At 62.4% G+C, this 15,240-nt stretch carries 15 protein-coding genes; 9 read left to right on the plus strand and 6 right to left on the minus strand.

The window, feature by feature from the left end:
- Positions 1-32 precede the first annotated feature (32 nt).
- Together RC54_RS03195 and RC54_RS03200 are read left to right on the plus strand one after the other, a co-directional pair.
- Complete coding sequence (locus tag RC54_RS03195; protein WP_061789673.1) at positions 33-458, plus strand: hypothetical protein; 426 nt, start codon at positions 33-35, stop codon at positions 456-458.
- Between the two features lie 225 nt (positions 459-683).
- Positions 684-1,646, plus strand: a complete 963-nt coding sequence (locus tag RC54_RS03200; protein WP_061789674.1) for a Tim44 domain-containing protein — start codon at positions 684-686, stop codon at positions 1,644-1,646.
- Between the two features lie 245 nt (positions 1,647-1,891).
- Here RC54_RS03200 and RC54_RS24995 read toward each other — a convergent pair whose 3' ends face one another.
- The 5 genes from RC54_RS24995 to RC54_RS03220 form a co-directional block, all read right to left on the minus strand.
- Complete coding sequence (locus tag RC54_RS24995) at positions 1,892-2,044, minus strand: hypothetical protein (RefSeq protein WP_164471187.1); 153 nt, start codon at positions 2,042-2,044, stop codon at positions 1,892-1,894.
- Positions 2,045-2,135: 91 nt separating this feature from the next.
- The gene (locus tag RC54_RS03205; RefSeq protein ID WP_123020408.1) at positions 2,136-3,011 is read right to left on the minus strand and encodes an ABC transporter permease; all 876 of its coding nucleotides are present in this window, start codon (positions 3,009-3,011) and stop codon (positions 2,136-2,138) included.
- A 4-nt stretch (positions 3,012-3,015) separates the two neighbouring features.
- Complete coding sequence (locus RC54_RS03210) at positions 3,016-4,002, minus strand: aliphatic sulfonate ABC transporter substrate-binding protein (protein WP_112068055.1); 987 nt, start codon at positions 4,000-4,002, stop codon at positions 3,016-3,018.
- A 306-nt stretch (positions 4,003-4,308) separates the two neighbouring features.
- Positions 4,309-4,914 carry a sensor histidine kinase gene (locus tag RC54_RS03215; RefSeq protein WP_017455216.1) on the minus strand — a complete coding sequence of 202 codons (606 nt, stop codon included), beginning with the start codon at positions 4,912-4,914 and terminating at the stop codon, positions 4,309-4,311.
- 2 nt (positions 4,915-4,916) lie between these two features.
- The gene (locus tag RC54_RS03220) at positions 4,917-6,545 is read right to left on the minus strand and encodes a tetratricopeptide repeat-containing response regulator (RefSeq protein ID WP_058894231.1); all 1,629 of its coding nucleotides are present in this window, start codon (positions 6,543-6,545) and stop codon (positions 4,917-4,919) included.
- 405 nt (positions 6,546-6,950) lie between these two features.
- Between RC54_RS03220 and recA the strand changes: the two genes are divergently transcribed.
- The 6 genes from recA (at position 6,951) to RC54_RS03250 (ending at position 12,954) form a co-directional block, all read left to right on the plus strand.
- The gene (gene recA / locus RC54_RS03225) at positions 6,951-8,003 is read left to right on the plus strand and encodes a recombinase RecA (RefSeq protein WP_034313178.1); all 1,053 of its coding nucleotides are present in this window, start codon (positions 6,951-6,953) and stop codon (positions 8,001-8,003) included.
- A 259-nt stretch (positions 8,004-8,262) separates the two neighbouring features.
- The gene (gene recX / locus RC54_RS03230; protein ID WP_058894232.1) at positions 8,263-8,727 is read left to right on the plus strand and encodes a recombination regulator RecX; all 465 of its coding nucleotides are present in this window, start codon (positions 8,263-8,265) and stop codon (positions 8,725-8,727) included.
- A 515-nt stretch (positions 8,728-9,242) separates the two neighbouring features.
- Complete coding sequence (sucC, locus tag RC54_RS03235) at positions 9,243-10,403, plus strand: ADP-forming succinate--CoA ligase subunit beta (protein ID WP_058894233.1); 1,161 nt, start codon at positions 9,243-9,245, stop codon at positions 10,401-10,403.
- A gap of 102 nt (positions 10,404-10,505) precedes the next feature.
- On the plus strand, positions 10,506-11,387 hold the full coding sequence (sucD, locus tag RC54_RS03240) for a succinate--CoA ligase subunit alpha (protein ID WP_013232695.1): 882 nt from the start codon (positions 10,506-10,508) through the stop codon (positions 11,385-11,387).
- Between the two features lie 198 nt (positions 11,388-11,585).
- Complete coding sequence (locus RC54_RS03245; RefSeq protein ID WP_058894234.1) at positions 11,586-12,323, plus strand: TerC family protein; 738 nt, start codon at positions 11,586-11,588, stop codon at positions 12,321-12,323.
- A gap of 124 nt (positions 12,324-12,447) precedes the next feature.
- Positions 12,448-12,954, plus strand: a complete 507-nt coding sequence (locus tag RC54_RS03250; RefSeq protein WP_017451513.1) for a pilin — start codon at positions 12,448-12,450, stop codon at positions 12,952-12,954.
- An 82-nt stretch (positions 12,955-13,036) separates the two neighbouring features.
- Here the strand turns inward: RC54_RS03250 and moaC are convergent, their stop codons facing one another.
- Complete coding sequence (gene moaC, locus RC54_RS03255) at positions 13,037-13,543, minus strand: cyclic pyranopterin monophosphate synthase MoaC (RefSeq protein WP_061789675.1); 507 nt, start codon at positions 13,541-13,543, stop codon at positions 13,037-13,039.
- A gap of 104 nt (positions 13,544-13,647) precedes the next feature.
- On the opposite strand from moaC, the gene RC54_RS03260 reads away from it, so the two are divergent.
- Positions 13,648-15,216 (plus strand): M48 family metalloprotease, encoded by a 1,569-nt coding sequence (locus RC54_RS03260; RefSeq protein WP_061789676.1) that lies wholly within the window; start codon positions 13,648-13,650, stop codon positions 15,214-15,216.
- Positions 15,217-15,240 lie beyond the last annotated feature (24 nt).

Consider the following 15,240-nt stretch of genomic DNA (forward strand, 5'->3'; position numbering starts at 1 on the left):
ATAATTTCTCGCATCCATTGCTGGAAAATCTGATGAAACGTGTGTGGGTACTCCTGCTGATCTGTCTGTTACCGGTGCAAGTCTTTGCAGCGGTGCTGACTTACGCCAGCTCGATGGCCGCCACCGATTTCTCTGCCCCGGCTTCTGTGCACGCCACTGTGGCGGTGCAGCACCTGGCGGCCAAGCCCGCTTCCCTGTCCGATCATCATGTCCATGTCGTGAGCGGCGACCAGTCGCACGCCGTGGCCTCTGATGCTGGCAGCAGCGATGACGACAGTGCCGGCTATGCCGACAATGGTGAAGATTTCTCCTCGCACGCCGGTATCGGCGACGAACCCGTGCTGATCCATTCGCTGGCCTTCGCGCCGCAAACCTCCCGCCTGGCGCCCGCTCTGCGTAGCGATGCCGCCCTGCAACCCCCGTTCCTGCCGCGCGCAGGACGTCCTCCCCGGGCCTGAGTCCGTCGCCCCGCGCGACAGGTCTTGCTGCGCCCGCTGAACTGCCCCTGATTTCCTGAGGCTTCGCGCCGTGCGACAGCAGGCTCCTGCTCGTGCGCGGCCAGCCCTGGCCTGCCTGCGCCAAGGCTGATGCGGATTTCGCCAGGGCAACGAGCAACTCGAACCCTTTTCGAAAATCACGGCCGATGTGACCGCATCACATCATCAGAATCTCTAGGAGAAAGTATGAAAAAAGCATTTGTCGCGCTGATAGTGGCGGTCATGACGCTGTCTGTTGGCATGTCGGCCGTCGAAGCCAAGCGTCTTGGCGGTGGCGGTTCGATCGGCAAACAGTCTTCCAGCGCCAGCCGTCAGGCGCAGAGCCCGGCCCCGATGCAACAGAACCAGGCTGCCGCAGCCAAGCCGGCTGCCCCTGCCGCCGCACCTGCGGCTGCTGCGGCCAAGCCGAGCATGTGGAAGGGCTTGCTGGGTGGCGCGCTGCTGGGTCTGGGCCTGGGCGCACTGTTGTCGCATTTCGGCCTGGGTGGCGCCCTGGCCAGCATGATCAGCACCATCCTGACCGTGGCCCTGATCGCGCTGGTGATCATGTTCGTGATCCGTTTGGTCCGTCGCAAGTCGGAAGGCGCACAAGCCTCGCAACCGGCGCCGGCCTGGGCTTCGGCCGCACCGCAAGCTGCGGATAACGCCTCGGGCACGCCCCAGATCGGCTCCCTGCTGAAGACCGACCAGTCCGCTGCCGCGACCACCCAAGGCGGTTTCGGTGGTGGTTTCGGCAATGCCGAGGCAGCACCTGCTTATGGCATTCCGGCTGGTTTCGACACCGTGGGCTTCGTGCGCAATGCCAAGACCTATTTCATCCGCCTGCAAGCGGCATGGGACAAGGCCGACATCAACGATATCCGCGAATTCACCACCCCCGAGATGTTTGCCGAGCTGCGCCTGCAGATCCAGGAACGTGGCACGGCCTCCAACCAGACCGACGTGGTCTCGCTGGATGCGGAAGTGCTGGGCGTGGAAACCGTGGGCAATGATTACCTTGCCAGCGTGAAGTTCTTCGGCTTCATCAAGGAAGACCCGAGCGCCTCGCCGGCCCAGTTCGCCGAGATCTGGAACCTGTCCAAGCCGGCGACCGGCCAGGGTGGCTGGGTGCTGGCAGGTATCCAGCAACTCGATCCGGTGCAGGCATAAGCCTGCACGAGTTCGGTAAGAAAGTTCATGTAGTACGTATCAGTTTGGCGCGGAAGGCGGCGGTTAGTGGATGAGCGTCGCCAATCCGTTTTACCGCCGGCTTTTGCCGGCGGTTTTTTTTATGCGCGTTCCTCGACTGTCTTTTCCCTTCATACGGGCCTCTAGCCACCCTCTGGCCTGCCACCGCGGCGCCGTCTTTTCGATGTCTTGACTCTCCCGCTGCGAGGCGAAAAAAAAGCACCGCATCAGCGGCGCTTGTTTGCATGGTCCGGTCTGTCCTCTCGCTCCTGATCGCGCTGCTCGCGCGACGATCTGCGCCCCTCCGTCAATGGGAAGAGTATCGCCACCACCACCAAGATGAGCAGCAAGAGCAGCGTGACCTGATCTAGTTCATCCATTATCGGCGCCTTCCGACCCAGGTGCGGGATGAGGTGCGGCCGCCGATGAAGTCTGAGCAATGCCTGGACATGGCAGATGCTCTCCAAGGAATCAGGAAATCTTCTGGCTGGATTGCCACCGTGCTTCACGCCAACCCAGGCTCTTTTGCTCGACGGCGCGCAGCAGGCTATCGCTGCACTTGCCCAGCACGGCCAGGATCAGGATGGCCGCCAGCACCAGGTCGGGCCGGCTGCTTTCACGGCCGTCCGAGAGCAGGTAGCCAACGCCGCGGGTGGCGGCAATCAGTTCAGCGGCCACCAGGAACATCCAGGCCAGGCTGAGTCCGCCGCGCAAACCGGCAAAGAGATAAGGCAGCGAGGCCGGCAGCAGGATGTGACGGATCAGTTCGGTCGTGTCCAGCCCCGAACTGCTGCCCACTTCGATGAGCCTGTGGTCGATGTCGCGGATGCCGGCCACCAGGTTCAGGTAGACCGGAAAGAAAGCGCCGATGGCGATGAGCACCACCTTGGGTGTCTCATCAATGCCCAGCCAGAGCAGCAGCAAGGGAATCCAGGCCAGGCTGGGGATGGCACGCAGGGCCTGGAAGCTCGGCTCCAGTAGCGCTTCGGCGCGACGGCTGATGCCCACCAGCAGGCCCAGTGCCACTGCCAGCACGCTGCCGATGGCAAAGCCGGCTGCCACGCGCGTGACACTGGCGACGATGTGCGGCAGCAACTCGCCACGGGCCGCCAGCGACCACAGGGTGTGCGCCAGTTCGCTGGGTGGTGGCAACAGGCGCGAGGGAATCAGCTCCAGCCGGGCACCGGCTTCCACCAGCAACAGGAAGGCCAGCGGTAGGATCCAGCCGGTGAAACGGCCGGGCCGATAGCCATCGTCATGCGGCCAACCGCGGCGACGGCGGGGGAGGGGGCGTGACCGGATTGCCTCATCCGTGCTCGCGCCGTTCAGGGTGACTGGTGCGCGCATGAGCTCAGGCCTTCACCACGTCCTGCGCATAGGAAGGATCGATCAGCGCATTGATGGTGCGCGGCAGATCGGTGCTGCTCTTGACCAGGTCTTCTTCCAGCAGGATGGGGGCGGCGGCACGCAGGGCTTCGATGTGTTCGCGGCCGATCTGCGGGTGCGAGAAATCGTTGCGCTTGAGTTGCAGTCGGGCCACCGGCGCCGACAGCTTGGACTCTTCCGAGAGCAGTGCCACGGTCTCATCGGGATGGGCGATGATCCAGTGGCGTGCCCGTTCGTAGGCGGCCAGGACGCGCTTGACCTGGTCCGGGTAGCGCGCGGCGAAGCTGTCGCTGACGTTGAGAAAACCGTAGGTATTGAAATTGACGTTGCGGTAGATCAGGCGCGAACCGGCCTCCAGTTCGCTGGCCGCCAGGTGCGGATCGAGCCCGGCCCAGGCGGCCACGCGCCCTTGTTCCAAGGCGGCGCGGCCATCGGCGTGCTGCAGGTGGACGATCTCGACGTCGCTCTTCTTGAGGCCGTTTTCATGCAAGGCGCGCAGCAGGAACAGGTAGGGATCGGTGCCCTTGGTAGCGGCGATCTTCTTGCCCTTCAACTCGCTGATGGAGCGCACTGGCGAATCCTTGCCCACCGCCAGCGCCGTCCATTCCGGGCGTGAATAGATATATACCGCCTTGACCGGATTGCCATTGGCGCGCGCCAGCAAGGCCGCCAGTCCAGCAGTGCTGCCGAAGTCGATACTGTCGCTGTTGAGATATTCGAGGGCGCGATTGCTGCCCTGGCTCAGTACCCACTTGACTTCGGTACCTTGCGCCTTGAGATCTTCCTCCAGCCAGCCGAACTTGCGCAGTACCAGGCTGGGCGGCGAGTAATACGCGTAGTCCAGGCGCAAGGTCTTGGGTGGTTGGGCGGCGCCTGCGATCAGTGGCGTGCTGCCCAGCAGGGTGGCGCCGAGCGCGGCCGGCGCCAGGCGGAGGAAGTGTCTGCGTTGCATGGAGGCGTTCCCTGTGTGATGGAGAGGCCGGCGCCAAGTGCCGCAGCACGGGCGGCACAGGCCGGACAGACCATTACTCTAAGGACGAAGGGCAGGCGGCAGAACGACTATTTTCACGCTTGGTTATGCGCTTTGCGCATGTGAGGGGATGCTGGCGGGGAAGAGGAGGGGCGTCGGGCTCGCCGTGCGGATGCTCATGTGCTCATCTAGATGAGTGCTCGTGCGCTGGAGTATTCCTGGCGACCTGTAGTCTTGCACAGGAAGCGTACCGCAGCGCAGGCTGCGGCCCTCTCGCATCGGCTCAGATCAAGGCAGGCACAGCTCGAACAGCGCACCACCCTCGGGATGGTTGGACAGGCGTGCTTCGCCATGCTGCGTTTCCTTGTTGTGGGCGGTGGCAATCGCATTGCACAGGTCCATGCCCAGACCGGTGGAGGGCTTCTTTTCCTGGGTGCCGATGCCGGGGCCATCGTCGCGCACGGTGAAGATCACGCCCCCTTCGGGATGCTTGCGGCAACCCACGGCGATCTGCGTGCGGGCGAAACGGCTGGCGTTCTGCAATGCGGCTTCCAGCGCCAGCGCCACCAGGTGTTCGTCGAAGAAGCCGATCACCGGCATCTCGGTTTCGTCCACCGTGAGTGCAATGTCGCTGCTGCGGCTCACCGACTGCTCGCGCACCAGTGCGTCCAGGAAGTCCAGCGGCGAGACCGCCTCGACCTGGGCGCGCAGGCCCTGGGAGTCCGCTTTGTACAGGGTCAGGAAGGCGATCAGCTTTTCCTGCAGGGCCAGGCAGGTGACGTGGGCTTGCTGGGCGCGCGGCACGTCGTCGGACAGGCGGCGCAATTCCCCCTCCAGCACGCCCAGGGAGTTTTTGATGTCGTGAATGATGATCGCGGCAAGCTTGGGATCCATGGTCAGCTCTTCGGGGCTACTTTGCTCAGGGTGTCACGCAGGAATTTATGCATCTTGGCGACTCTATCGTTGCCGGGAATCAGGCGGTCCAGGGTGGCCAGGTAGCGGCGCACGCGCTTGACGTATTCTTCGTTCCAGCCGCGCTGGCTCATCCACAGCAGATGCAGCTGGGCCGAGGCCAGCAGCACGCCGGTGTTCTCGGGCATACTGGCCAGCGCTTCTTCCAGCTTGGCCAGCGATTCGTCGGGCTTGGCGCTGCGCATCAAGGCATTGGCTTCGGCGATGATGCTCATGCATTGCTTGACGGCACCGTCGATCAATTCCTCGGCCAGGTTGGCCCGGCCAGTATCGGCAAGCACCTTGCGTGCCAGCATCTGCAGGGTCTTATTTTCGTGATCGGACTTGATGGCTTCGGCGATCAGTTGCGCGCCTTCCTCATCCTTGCCCATCGAGAAGGCAGCCTTGGCCAGGGCCAGCGAAGTGGTGTCGGAGCTTTCCTTGGCAGCGGCCTGGCGCGCGGTCTCGAAGGCTTGCTGGGCCGAGATGGTGTCACCCAGTTGCACATAGGCCTGGGCTTGCACGGCGGCTTGCGCCGAGACGAAGATGTTGGATTCCTCGTAGCGGCGCGGTGCACTTTCCAGCAGGCGCAGCGCGGCATCGGGGTCGCCGCTGTCGATGTGGACCTGGGCCAGCGAGAGCAGGTCGGTGGGTTGTGCGGTGAGCGAGCCCTTGGTGTGCTTCAAGACCTTGTCGTAGGCTTCGCGCGCCTGGTCCAGGTGGCCGCTGCGGTAGGCCACGTCGCCCACCAGGCGGCTGCGGCGAGCCGAGGGAATGATTTCGGACGACTTGGTCAGCGCCTCCAGCGCACCTTCCTGGTTGCCCTGGGCTTCATCAATCTGCGCCAGCAGGTCGTAGGCGGCGATGAACTGCTTGTTCTGCGCCAGCACGTCCTGCACGATGGTGCGCGCATCATCCATCTGACCGGCCACGATGTTGCAGCGGGCCAGGCCGATCTTGGCCCAGACCAGGTCGTCGCGCATGGCCAGGGCCTGCTTGTAGACCTCGCGCGCTTCATCGATGCGACGCTGCTCGATCAACAGCGTGCCCTTGGTCTTCATGATTTCGACGATCCACTTGGGTGCGGCCTTGAGGACGTTGTCGCATTCGATGATGGCGCCGGCCATGTCTTTGCGCTTCATCTTCTCGGTCACCGGCAGCATGGCGTGCTGCTTTTCCAGCAGGCGGTCCACGCGCTCGGCGATACGGCTGGCCGTCAGCGGCTTCAACATGTAGGCATCGGGCTGGAACTCGGCAGCGCTGGCCACCAGGTTGTAGCCGCTCTCGGCGGTGACCATGATGAACATGCAGGTCGGCGAGAGCATGTTCTGGGTGCGGAAGAACTCCAGCAACTGCTGGCCGTTGCTTTCCTTGTTGAGGTTGTAGTCGCAGATGATCAGGTCATACGTGCTGGATTGCACGAAGCGGATAGCTTCATCGGGCGTGGCCGCCTGGTCGACCTTGGTGACGCCGAGCTGGCCAAGGTGCATACGGATGTTCTGCCGCATCGTCGGCATGTCGTCGATGACCAGGCAGCGGAGGGCGCTGATGTGGCTAAAGGGCACTAAACTCATGAGAACGGTCTATCAAACGATCTATCTGTCTGTTCGGGGTTGCTGAAGGCGTGGAGCATGGAAAATTGCCGCAATGCAATATGTCGTGAGATGACGTACATTGGGCGCTCATTGACGCAGAGCTGACGAATTATTCCTACCAACTCGCGAGTGTGCCGCTTTTTTTCCTTCCATGCATCATTACTCTACGATTTATGAAGTTTTTGGGTGCCCCCGCTCTCGTATAATTGTGGTTTTCGCCCACGAATGAACCGGGGCCGACAAAAACGCTTGCATGGAGCACTGTTTTTTTATACAGTATCGCTCTATCGGGGGCGGTCATCCACTGCCCCCGGGCAATATCTGCAATATCCGCAATACCTCCCCTGACACCCCTTCTTCACGACATTTTGCCGAGAGAGATTTATGGACGACAAAAAAGCTGCGAACAACTCTGAAAAGAGCAAGGCGCTGGCCGCCGCGTTGGCACAGATTGAAAAGCAGTTTGGCAAGGGCTCGGTGATGCGCATGGAAGACGGCGTCATCGCCGAGGAAATCCAGGCTGTCTCCACCGGCTCGCTGGGCCTGGACATCGCCTTGGGCATCGGCGGCCTGCCGCGCGGTCGCGTCATCGAGATCTACGGCCCGGAATCCTCCGGCAAGACCACCCTGACCCTGCAATCGATTGCCGAGATGCAAAAGCTGGGCGGCACCTGCGCCTTCATCGACGCCGAGCACGCACTGGACGTCACCTATGCTCAGAAGCTGGGCGTGAACCTGAACGACCTGCTGATCTCGCAGCCCGACACCGGCGAACAGGCCCTGGAAATCTGCGACGCCCTGGTGCGCTCGGGTGCGGTGGATCTGATCGTGGTCGACTCGGTGGCCGCGCTGACGCCCAAGGCTGAAATCGAAGGCGACATGGGCGACTCCCTGCCCGGCCTGCAAGCCCGCCTGATGTCGCAGGCGCTGCGCAAGCTCACCGGCAGCATCAACCGCACCAACACCACCGTCATCTTCATCAACCAGATCCGTATGAAGATCGGTGTCATGTTCGGTAACCCGGAAACCACCACCGGTGGTAACGCGCTGAAGTTCTACGCCTCCGTGCGCCTGGACATCCGCCGCACCGGTTCGATCAAGTCGGGTGATGAAGTCATCGGCAGCGAAACCAAGGTCAAGGTCGTCAAGAACAAGGTTGCGCCGCCGTTCCGCGAAGCCCACTTCGACATCCTGTATGGCGAAGGCACGTCCCGCGAAGGCGAGATCCTGGACCTGGGTTCCGAGCACAAGGTGGTCGAGAAATCCGGCGCCTGGTACAGCTACAACGGCGAACGCATCGGCCAGGGCAAGGACAATGCCCGCAACTATCTGAAGGAACACCCGGAACTGGCCCGCGAGATCGAAAACAAGGTCCGCGTCGCCCTGGGCGTGCCGGAGCTGGCCGCTGGTGGCGAAGCAGAAGCACAGGCTTCCTGATCCTCATCCAGGCGCTACCGTGACACCAGGGTTTGCCTGAGCCCTTGATGTCAGGGTGGGACCTGTCCCTCCCACCTGTGCCGCGCCGCTCCGGTGGCATGAGCGGGAGGGCAAACATGCAGTACCGCTGTATAGCAACACGGCATTATTGCTTCATCGCTTCATCGCTTTATCGCTTTATTGTTTCACTACCATGGTGTCACCTGCTTCTTTCGTTGCACCCGTTTCTTCCGTTCCATCGTCCGTGTAGTCGAACGTCATGCCAAGACCGCCGATCAGCCTGAAAGCACGGGCGCTCAAATATCTCTCTTCACGTGAGCATAGTCGCCTGGAACTTGCGCGTAAGCTTGCCCCTTACGCGCAAGAGGGTGACGACATCGAGGCGCTGCTGCAGTGGCTCGAACAATCCCGTTTTCTTTCCGAAGAACGCTTTTCCGAGTCGTTGGTACATCGCCGTTCGGCGCGCTACGGTAACCAGCGCATCTTCTCGGAACTTCACGGTCATGGCATCGAAGGTGAAGCCATTGCCGACCTCAAGGCCGACCTGGCCGCAGGCGAAGGCGAGCGTGCCGCCCAGGTGCTGCGCCGCAAGTTCAGCGCCCCCCCGGCTGACGCCGAGACGCGGGCCAAGCAGATGCGCTTCCTGCAGCAACGCGGTTTTTCCCATCGCAGCATCCGCGAAGCCTTCCAGATGGCCTGGGCAGAAGACGAAGACGCTTCCTGACATCAGTCTGTTGAATCAGCCCCAGGCTCGCCGCCTCATCTATTCATTTCCCAGTGGATGGGTGTGTCACTTCTTTCAGTCCCATCATGCGGTAATCTCGGCTCTTTGCATTGCCTGTTAGCGCTACCGGCGAACAGGCGAGCCTGCCTGTGCTAGAATTCGGAAGTTTTTGCTGCGGCGCGCAAGCCTGAGGAGATACCGCGTGTTGCCGGTTCGTTAAAACGGCGCAACGGTGCAAGGCCCACGTCAGGAGCAGGAATGGATAATGCGGACGCTTCGGTGCAAGCCGGCGCGTTTCGAATATCAGACCAACTAAAGCAGACGGCATGAACATGCCCAATTCTACGAATTCACTCGCAACCCGCGCAGCTCACGCCTGCGTTCGCTTCCATCCGGCAACGGATGCGATACCCGCCTGCGGGTTGCAGTCTGCTTTCTCGACGGCCGGCATGACGCCGGCTACCGAATTTCAATCCGGCAAGTCTTATTCATTCAGTGTCTAAAGGGAAGCTCCCATGAAAATCCATGAGTATCAGGGTAAAGAAATCCTGCGCCAGTTCGGCGTAACCGTGCCGCGCGGCATTCCTTGCATGTCGGTCGACGAAGTCGAAGCGGCTGCCCAGAAACTCGGCGGCCCGGTGTGGGTCGTCAAGGCTCAGATCCATGCTGGTGGTCGTGGCAAGGGCGGTGGCGTGAAGGTGGCCAAGTCCATCGAACAGGTCAAGGAGTACGCCAACCAGATCATGGGTATGCAACTGGTGACCCACCAGACCGGTCCTGAAGGCCAGAAGGTGCGCCGCCTGCTGATCGAAGAAGGCGCCGACATCAAGAAGGAACTGTACGTTTCCCTGGTGACCGACCGCGTCTCGCAAAAGGTCGTGCTGATGGCCTCCAGCGAAGGCGGCATGGATATCGAAGAAGTGGCCCACAGCCACCCCGAAAAGATCCACAACGTCATCATCGATCCGATCGATGGCCTGACCGACGCCCAAGCCGATGACGTGGCCGCCAAGATCGGCGTGCCCGCAGAGTCCATCCCGGCTGCCCGCCAGAACCTGCAAGGCCTGTACAAGGCGTATTGGGAAACCGACGCTTCCCTGGCTGAAATCAACCCCCTGATCCTGACCGGCGACGGCAAGGTCATCGCCCTGGACGCCAAGTTCAACTTCGACTCCAACGCCCTGTTCCGTCACCCGGAAATCGTCGCCTACCGCGACCTGGACGAAGAAGATCCGGCTGAAGTCGAAGCGTCCAAGTTCGACCTGGCCTACATCTCCCTGGACGGCAACATCGGCTGCCTGGTCAACGGCGCCGGCTTGGCCATGGCCACCATGGACACCATCAAGCTGTTCGGCGGCGAGCCGGCCAACTTCCTGGACGTGGGCGGCGGTGCCACCACCGAGAAGGTCACCGAAGCCTTCAAGATCATGCTGAAGAACCCCGAACTGAAGGCCATCCTGGTCAACATCTTCGGCGGCATCATGCGCTGTGACGTGATCGCCGAAGGCGTGATCGCTGCTTCCAAGGCGGTTTCCCTGAAGGTGCCCCTGGTGGTCCGTATGAAGGGCACCAACGAAGACCTGGGCAAGAAGCTGTTGGCCGATTCCGGTCTGCCGATCATCTCGGCCGATTCCATGGAAGAAGCCGCCCAGAAGGTCGTGGCAGCCGCCAAGTAAGTCAACCCAATACGCAAGCCTGCGCGGCATGAGCCGCCGGCTGCAAGCGATTGCAGTCCCAGGCGCCGCCCGCGGCGCAGGCATCACAGTCAAGGAAGAGAAATGTCGATCCTCATCAACAAAGACACCAAGGTCATCACCCAAGGTATCACCGGCAAGACCGGTCAGTTCCACACCCGCATGTGCCGCGACTACGCGAACGGCAAAAATGCCTTCGTCGCCGGCGTGAACCCGAAGAAGGCCGGTGAAGACTTCGAAGGCATCCCCATCTATGCCAACGTCACCGAAGCCAAGAACGCCACCGGCGCCACCGTTTCCGTGATCTACGTGCCGCCCGCCGGCGCTGCTGCTGCCATCTGGGAAGCCGTTGAAGCCGAGCTGGACCTGGCCATCTGCATCACCGAAGGCATCCCCGTGCGTGACATGCTGGCCCTGAAGGACCGCATGGCCAAGGCCGGTTCCAAGACCCTGCTGCTGGGCCCGAACTGCCCCGGCCTGATCACCCCGGACGAAATCAAGATCGGCATCATGCCCGGCCACATCCACAAGAAGGGCCGCATCGGCGTGGTCTCCCGCTCGGGCACCCTGACCTATGAAGCCGTGGGCCAACTGACCGCCCTGGGCCTGGGCCAGTCCTCCGCCGTCGGTATCGGTGGCGACCCGATCAACGGTCTGAAGCACATCGACGTCATGAAGGCCTTTAACGACGATCCGGACACCGATGCCGTCATCATGATCGGTGAAATCGGTGGTCCTGACGAAGCCAACGCCGCCCGTTGGATCAAGGACAACATGAAGAAGCCGGTGGTTGGTTTCATCGCCGGCGTGACCGCGCCCCCGGGCAAGCGCATGGGCCACGCAGGTGCCCTGATCTCCGGCGGTGCCGACACTGCCGAAGCCAAGCTGGCCATCATGGAAGAGTGCGGCATCAAGGTCACCCGCAACCCGTCCGAAATGGGTCGCCTGCTGAAGTCGGTACTGTAAGAGCGCCGATGGCTTGCCCGCAAGGCAAGCCCAGCCGGACCTGCCGTACACGCAATACCAGGTAGCACCAGCATGGGGAGCTTCGGCTCCCCATGTCTTTTAGGGTGGCCTGCCTTGATGGGCAAGGCACTAATCGCGCACGACGCGGTCATCCAGCCATGCGCCCGACCAGAGGCGCTGTTTTCCTGGAGGACATGAATGGAATTGCTGACCAACCTGAACTGGGTGGCGGTGGCGCAGATCATCCTGATCGACATCCTGCTCGGCGGCGACAATGCCATCGTCATCGCGCTGGCCTGTCGCAACCTGCCCGACAAGCTGCGCATGAAGGGCATCGTCTGGGGCACCGTGGGGGCCATTGCCATCCGCATTGCCTTGATCGCCTTTGCCGTGACCATGCTGCAATTGCCCTACCTGAAGCTGGTGGGCGGCATCCTGCTGCTGTGGATCGGCATCAAGCTGCTCAATGAAGAGGATGAACACACCGACATCAATGGCAGCGACCGTCTGTGGGGCGCCGTCAAGACCGTGATCGTGGCCGACCTGGTGATGAGCCTGGACAACGTGATTGCCATCGCCAGCGCGGCCGAGCAAGCCGCGGGTGAGCATCAGCTGCTGCTGGTGGTGTTCGGCATCGTGGTCAGCATCCCCATCATCGTCTGGGGCAGCACGCTGGTATTGAAGTTGATGGAGAAATTCCCGGTCATCGTCACCTTGGGTGCGGCCTTGCTGGGCTACATCGCCGGTGGCATGATCTTCAGCGATGCGGCCATGCAGGCCTGGTTGCGGGATGTCATCGCCGAGACCGAATTCATCCTGCCCGGCGCCGCCGTCCACCTGAGCCTGCCCGGCCTGGTCGGTGCGCTGGGGGTGGTGTTGACTGGCCTCACGCTCAAGCGCAGGAAAGCCGAGCAGCAGCACACGCCGCTGTCCTAGCCGGTGGTTGAGGCATATCAGCGCCACGGCCCAACAAACCTGCTAGCTTTGCAATTTATTCGCTGGTACGCATTGCCGGCGCTGCCGATACTGGCAACGCCCTTTTATTTTTTACGAGGATTCCATGAAAGCAGTCGTCTCCCGCCGCGCCCAACAAGGCTTCACCCTGCTCGAACTGATGGTCACGCTGGCCGTCATCGGCATCCTGGCCATGCTGGGCGCTTCGCAGTACCAGGACTACATCGTCCGGGCGCGCGTCTCGGAAGGCTTCAACCTGGCCGAGCCCTACAAGCTGGCCGTGACCGAGCAGATCAGCTCCAACAATGGCGTCTTCACCGTGGCGCAACTCGGCCTGCCGGCTTTCACGCCGACCGACAACGTCAGCAAGATCGAAGTCTCGCCGATGGAAAAGCGTGGCGTCGGTGGCGTCATCACCATCACTTACGGCCCGCGCGTGGGTGACGGCGGCAGCTTGACGCTGACCCCTACCATCGCCTCCGGCACCATCCAGTGGCAATGCGCGGCCAAGGATGTGAAGCAGGCTGCCACGCCCGAAGGCGCTACGCCCAACACCGGCTTCGTCGCCGGCACGCTGCCGGCCAAGTTTGCGCCGGCCAATTGCCGTGGCTGAATCGCTGGCATAGCGTAGATGAAGAAAAACGAAACGCGCCCGCGGGCGCGTTTTTCATGACCCCTGGTCGGACGCATCTGACCTAAGGCCGCGCCATGCTGATATCGCTCTTGCCGCCGCGCTTTTCGGTCACGCAGATATCCGTCATGACCATGCGCTTGTCGACCGCCTTGCACATGTCATAGACCGTCAGCAAGCCCACCTGCACAGCGGTCAGCGCTTCCATCTCCACCCCGGTCTTGCCGTAGGTTTCCACCCGTGCGGTACAGCGCACGCAAGCACTGGCGGCATCGGTCTCGAACTCCACCGAAACGTGCGTCAAGGCCAACGGATGGCACAAGGGGATCAGCTCGCCCGTGCGCTTGGCCGCCATGATGGCGGCGATGCGGGCGATGCCCAGGACGTCGCCCTTCTTGGCGGTGCCGGATTCGATGATGGCCAGCGTAGCCGGCTGCATTCGGATCACGCCTGTAGCCAGGGCCACGCGTTGGGTTTCGTTCTTGCCGCCGACGTCGACCATGTGTGCCTGTCCGCCCTGGTCGAAATGGGTGAGGCCGCCGTTGGGCGCGTGGTCGCCGGATGTCGTCATGGTCTGCGCTGCTCGTGAAATGAAGGGAAAGGAGCGGGTATCATAGCAGGCAGCCCGCAGCCTTCGCTGCTTCACTGTCTTGCCTGCCATTACCGAACCGGTCCATGCCACGAATCGTTTCTGCTGTCTTTTTTGCTGTCTCTCGTCGTGTCTTCCTGCCGCTACGCCAGCTGCTGGCGCGCACTCTGGGAGCCGCCTTGCTGCTCTTGCCGGCCGCACCGCTGACGCTGCTGCCGCATCCCGGCGTAGCGCAGGGCTTGCCGACGCTGGGCGATACCGAGCGCGAGGGTCTCTCGCCGCTGATGGAGCGCAAGCTGGGCGAGGAAATCATGCGCGACATCCGCTCTGACCGCGACTATGTCGATGATGGTCCAGTCTCGGAATACCTCAACAATTTTGGCCAGCACCTGGTCTCGCTGCATCCCGAAGTGCGCGGCGAGGCTGGCTTCGATTTTCAGTTCTTCATGGTGCGCGACCCCATGCTCAACGCCTTTGCCTTGCCGGGCGGCTTCATCGGCGTCAATAGCGGGCTGGTGCTGGCGGCGCAGTCGGAGTCCGAACTGGCCGGGGTGATGTCGCACGAAATCGGGCACGTGGCCCAGCGTCACATCGCGCGCATGTTGGGCCAGCAAAAGCAGAATTCGATGATCCAGCTGGCGGCCATCGTGCTGGGCGCGCTGGCCGGGATTTCCAAGGCCGGTGGCGACGCCGCCATGGCCACCATGATGGGCGGTACCGGCCTGGCCGTGCAGCGCCAGCTCAACTTCAGCCGCGATGCCGAGCGCGAGGCCGACCGCATCGGTTTCCAGATCATGAGCGATGGCGGTTTCGACCCGTCCGGCATGGTGACCTTCTTTGGTCGCCTGCAAGCGGCCTCGCGCAACTACAGCGATGCCGTGCCGCCTTACCTGATGACGCACCCGCTGACCACCGAGCGCATCGCCGACATCCAGGCGCGCATCCGCGACCAGCGCTACAAGCAGCGGGTGGACAATCCCGAATTCCAGCTGGTGCGCGCGCGCACCCAGGTCTTGCAGAACGACAGCGTGCAAGGATTGCGCGACAGTGCCGCCAAGTTCATCGACCAGGCACGCCAGAATACCAAGCTCATGACGGCCGCCGCCAAGTATGGGCTGGCTTACACCTACTATCGCCAGAACAAGTTCGAGCAGGCCGAAACGGCCCTGAAGGAAGCCCAGGAAGCGGCTATCCCGATGAAGACCGGGATCCTGTTCGGCAGTCTTGACATCGACATCCGTATCGCCCGCAAGCAGTCCCAGCAGGCGCTGCAACTGGCCACGACGCTGCGCCAGCAATTCCCCATCTCGCGCACCATCGCGCGTCAGTATGCCGATGCCTTGATGGCCGCCAACCGGCTCGATGAAGCGGTGGCCTACCTGCGCGACCAGGCCCAGCTCTACCGCGCCGACGCCCAGGTGCAGCAATTGCTGGCCAAGGCTTATGCGGCCCAGGGCAAGCAGGCGTTGCAGCACATGGCGCTGGCCGAATCCTATGCCTTGAACGGCAGCCTGTTGGCCGCCATCGATCAGTTGGGGATTGCCCGCAAGGCGCCCGACGCCACCTTCTACGACCAGTCGCAGATCGATGCGCGCGAGCGCGAGTGGAAGGCGCGCTGGAAGGATGAGCAGAAGGACGGCAAGGACCGCAGCTGATCCGCGGCCCCCGATGCCTATCCT

The sequence above is a fragment of the Herbaspirillum rubrisubalbicans genome (genome assembly GCF_003719195.1).
Lineage (GTDB): Bacteria > Pseudomonadota > Gammaproteobacteria > Burkholderiales > Burkholderiaceae_D > Herbaspirillum > Herbaspirillum rubrisubalbicans.

What these genes read in the sequence shown, in the direction of transcription:
- RC54_RS03250 (WP_017451513.1), top strand. Translation starts at nt 12,448, where the DNA reads ATGAAAGCAGTCGTCTCCCGCCGCGCCCAACAAGGCTTCACCCTGCTC.
- RC54_RS24995 (WP_164471187.1), bottom strand. Translation starts at nt 2,044, where the DNA reads ATGGATGAACTAGATCAGGTCACGCTGCTCTTGCTGCTCATCTTGGTG.
- RC54_RS03260 (WP_061789676.1), top strand. Translation starts at nt 13,648, where the DNA reads ATGCCACGAATCGTTTCTGCTGTCTTTTTTGCTGTCTCTCGTCGTGTC.
- sucD (WP_013232695.1), top strand. Translation starts at nt 10,506, where the DNA reads ATGTCGATCCTCATCAACAAAGACACCAAGGTCATCACCCAAGGTATC.
- sucC (WP_058894233.1), top strand. Translation starts at nt 9,243, where the DNA reads ATGAAAATCCATGAGTATCAGGGTAAAGAAATCCTGCGCCAGTTCGGC.
- RC54_RS03245 (WP_058894234.1), top strand. Translation starts at nt 11,586, where the DNA reads ATGGAATTGCTGACCAACCTGAACTGGGTGGCGGTGGCGCAGATCATC.
- recX (WP_058894232.1), top strand. Translation starts at nt 8,263, where the DNA reads ATGCCAAGACCGCCGATCAGCCTGAAAGCACGGGCGCTCAAATATCTC.
- RC54_RS03205 (WP_123020408.1), bottom strand. Translation starts at nt 3,011, where the DNA reads ATGCGCGCACCAGTCACCCTGAACGGCGCGAGCACGGATGAGGCAATC.
- RC54_RS03215 (WP_017455216.1), bottom strand. Translation starts at nt 4,914, where the DNA reads ATGGATCCCAAGCTTGCCGCGATCATCATTCACGACATCAAAAACTCC.
- recA (WP_034313178.1), top strand. Translation starts at nt 6,951, where the DNA reads ATGGACGACAAAAAAGCTGCGAACAACTCTGAAAAGAGCAAGGCGCTG.
- RC54_RS03195 (WP_061789673.1), top strand. Translation starts at nt 33, where the DNA reads ATGAAACGTGTGTGGGTACTCCTGCTGATCTGTCTGTTACCGGTGCAA.
- RC54_RS03220 (WP_058894231.1), bottom strand. Translation starts at nt 6,545, where the DNA reads ATGAGTTTAGTGCCCTTTAGCCACATCAGCGCCCTCCGCTGCCTGGTC.
- RC54_RS03210 (WP_112068055.1), bottom strand. Translation starts at nt 4,002, where the DNA reads ATGCAACGCAGACACTTCCTCCGCCTGGCGCCGGCCGCGCTCGGCGCC.
- RC54_RS03200 (WP_061789674.1), top strand. Translation starts at nt 684, where the DNA reads ATGAAAAAAGCATTTGTCGCGCTGATAGTGGCGGTCATGACGCTGTCT.
- moaC (WP_061789675.1), bottom strand. Translation starts at nt 13,543, where the DNA reads ATGACGACATCCGGCGACCACGCGCCCAACGGCGGCCTCACCCATTTC.